This is a genomic window from Streptomyces sp. NRRL WC-3549 (genome assembly GCF_000721935.1).
Taxonomy (GTDB): domain Bacteria; phylum Actinomycetota; class Actinomycetes; order Streptomycetales; family Streptomycetaceae; genus Streptomyces.
Genome location: NZ_KL585386.1, coordinates 123,353 through 126,125, shown reverse-complemented (window position 1 = coordinate 126,125; position 2,773 = coordinate 123,353). Strand labels below are relative to the sequence as shown.

The window sequence follows — 2,773 nt, the reverse complement described above, 5'->3', positions numbered from 1 at the left end:
AGAGCAGCGGCTCGCCCAGCTCCGCCAGCAGCGCCTGCGTGACGGTGTGGTCGGGGATCCGGACCCCGACCGTCTTCTTCTTCGGGTGCAGCAGCTGCTTCGGCACCTCTTTGGTGGCGGGCAGAATGAAGGTGTAGCTGCCCGGGGTCGCCGCCTTCACCGTGCGGAACACATCGTTGTCGATCTGCACGAACTGCCCCAGTTGCGCGAAGTTCTGGCACATGAGGGTGAAGTGGTGGCGGTCGTCGAGATCACGGATCGACCGGATCCGGTCGATGCCGTCCCGGCTGCCCAGCCGGGTCCCCAGGGCATAGCAGGAGTCGGTCGGATACGCGATCAGCGCGTCGGACCGGATGCTGTCGGCCACGTTGCTGATGGTGCGCCGCTGCGGGTTCTCGGGATGTACGTCGAAATACTTCGCCATCCGCCGAGTCTACGGGGCCGCCGCGGCTGTCCGCGGGCCCCGGACACGACCGCGCCCCCCGCGTCCCGTGGAAGGGACGCGGGGGCGCGGGAACCGGGTGGTCAGGCCCCGGACGCGTCCAGCATGCCGTCACGCTCGACGACCTTGATCCGCTCGCGCCCCTGCTCCGCGCCGAGCGCCTGCTCGTGCGCGTCCAGGAGGTGCCAGCCCTCCTTCGTCGTGTACCGCACGCCGCGCTGCTGCAGGAAGTCGACGACCGCGTCCGGGCCGGGCTCCGCGGGGGCGGGCAGCCGGCCGGCCGTGTGGTCCTCCAGCAGGCAGGCCACCGTCTCGTTGGCGTCGCCCTTGGTGTGGCCGATGAGGCCGATCGGACCCCGCTTGATCCACCCGGTGACGTACACCGAGGTCATGTGCTCGCCACCGGCGAGGACGCGTCCCTCGGCGTGCGGGACGGTGCCGGAGGTCACGTCGAAGGGCAGCTTGGGCAGCTCGTCCGAGTAGTAGCCGACCGCGCGGTAGACGCTCTGCACCTCCCAGTCGGTGAACCGGCCGGTGCCCTTGACGTTCCCCGTGCCGTCCAGCTCCGTACGCTCGGTGCGCAGCGCGGTGACGCGGCCGTCCTCGCCGACGACCTCGACGGGCGACTCGAAGAAGTGCAGGAACAGCTTGTGCGGGCGGTCGCCCACGTCGCGGATCGCCCAGTTCTCCAGCGTGGAGGCGACCATGTTGGCCTGCTTGTTCTCCCGCCGGGTGGCGATCGAGCCCTCGTCGTAGTCGATGTCCTCGGGGTTGACGATGACCTCGATGTTCGGCGAGTGGTCCAGTTCGCGCAGCTCCATGGGGCTGAACTTGGCCTGGGCCGGTCCGCGACGCCCGAAGACGTGCACCTCGAGCGCCTTGTTCGCCTTGAGGCCGTCGTACACGTTCGCCGGGATCTCGGTGGGGAGCAGCTCGTCCGCGGTCTTGGCCAGGATGCGGGCCACGTCCAGGGCCACGTTGCCCACGCCGAGCACGGCGACCTTCTCGGCCTCCAGGGGCCAGGTGCGCGGGACCTCGGGGTGCCCGTCGTACCAGGCCACGAACTCCGCCGCGCCGTACGAGCCGTCGAGGCCGATGCCGGGTATGTCGAGGGCGCGGTCGGCCTCGGCGCCGGTGGAGAAGATCACCGCGTCGTAGAAGGACCGCAGGTCGTCCAGGTTGATGTCACGCGGGTAGTCGACGTTGCCGAACAGCCGCAGCTGCGGCTTGTCCAGCACCTGGTGCAGCGCCTTGACGATCCCCTTGATCCGCGGGTGGTCCGGGGCGACTCCGTACCGGATCAGGCCGAAGGGGGCGGGCATGCGCTCGAACAGGTCGATCGAGACACCCGGCTCCTGTGCGACCTCGGATTTGAGCAGCGCGTCCGCTGCGTAGATCCCGGCGGGGCCGGCTCCGACGATGGCGACGCGGACGGGGCGTGTCATGGCGTGTTGTTCCTTCGGGCGAACGAGCACGGACAGAGTGCAGCGGGGTAAGGCTTGACTTACTCCGCTGCCCCCACGGTATGCCCTGTGCGGGAGGGGCTCTGGATCAGGGCGGGTGCATATAACGGAAATATATGGACGTAACGCCTTAAGGGGCGGCGGAAATGTTCCGGATCGGTCACCTGGAACCCCACGTGAGCGGTCCGGCAGACCGGGACCATGGTGTCCCTCCGCGCCCGGCGGGGCACGCGGGCCCATGATGGACCCACAGCGCAGGACCGCGACGAGAGGACAGGCGCCCATGCCGATCGAAGGCGAGTACGAGCCGAGCCCGACCCCGTGGGTCCGGGAACAGGTCGAACTCATCGAGAGCTCCGGTGGCACCGACGGGATGACGATGCGGGACATGCCCGTCATCCTGCTGACGACGCGCGGCGCCAGGAGCGGCAAGATCCGCAAGACCCCGCTCATGCGCGTCGAACACGACGGGGAGTACGCCGTGGTCGCCTCCCTCGGAGGGGCCCCCGAGCACCCGGTCTGGTACTACAACGTGCGGGCCGACCCGCACGTGGAGCTGCGTGACGGCACCGTGCGGCAGGACATGGTCGCGCGTGAGGTCACCGGCGAGGAGAAGGCCGTGTGGTGGGGACGCGCCGTCGAGGCGTTCCCGGACTACGCCGACTACCAGAACAAGACGGACCGCGAGATCCCCGTCTTCGTGCTCAGCCCGGAAGGCGCCCGCTGACGCGCCGGAAGGCGCCCGCTGACGCGGAAACGGGGGCCGCTCCCTTCTCGGAAGTAGCAGACGCAAACCCCCTGCATCCGCCTGCCGGACGTCCGGACGGCCGGCGGGGCAAGGACGACGGGAGCCGGACATGAGCACGCC

General features: G+C 69.6%; 3 protein-coding genes. 1 reads left to right on the top strand and 2 read right to left on the bottom strand.

Features of this window, described 5'->3' with window-relative positions; genetic code table 11:
* Window positions 1-424 (bottom strand): Sua5/YciO/YrdC/YwlC family protein (locus IH13_RS0104950; RefSeq protein ID WP_031081320.1); only part of this gene is annotated, 424 nt, incomplete at its 3' end.
* A gap of 101 nt (window positions 425-525) precedes the next feature.
* Window positions 526-1,887, bottom strand: a complete 1,362-nt coding sequence (locus IH13_RS0104945) for an FAD-dependent oxidoreductase (protein ID WP_031081319.1) — start codon at window positions 1,885-1,887, stop codon at window positions 526-528.
* 301 nt (window positions 1,888-2,188) lie between these two features.
* Between IH13_RS0104945 and IH13_RS0104940 the strand changes: the two genes are divergently transcribed.
* Entirely contained in the window at window positions 2,189-2,632 is a 444-nt protein-coding gene (locus tag IH13_RS0104940; protein ID WP_031081317.1) for a nitroreductase family deazaflavin-dependent oxidoreductase, read from the top strand.
* Window positions 2,633-2,773: the final 141 nt, after the last annotated feature.

What these genes read in the sequence shown, in the direction of transcription:
- IH13_RS0104945 (WP_031081319.1), bottom strand. Translation starts at nt 1,887, where the DNA reads ATGACACGCCCCGTCCGCGTCGCCATCGTCGGAGCCGGCCCCGCCGGG.
- IH13_RS0104940 (WP_031081317.1), top strand. Translation starts at nt 2,189, where the DNA reads ATGCCGATCGAAGGCGAGTACGAGCCGAGCCCGACCCCGTGGGTCCGG.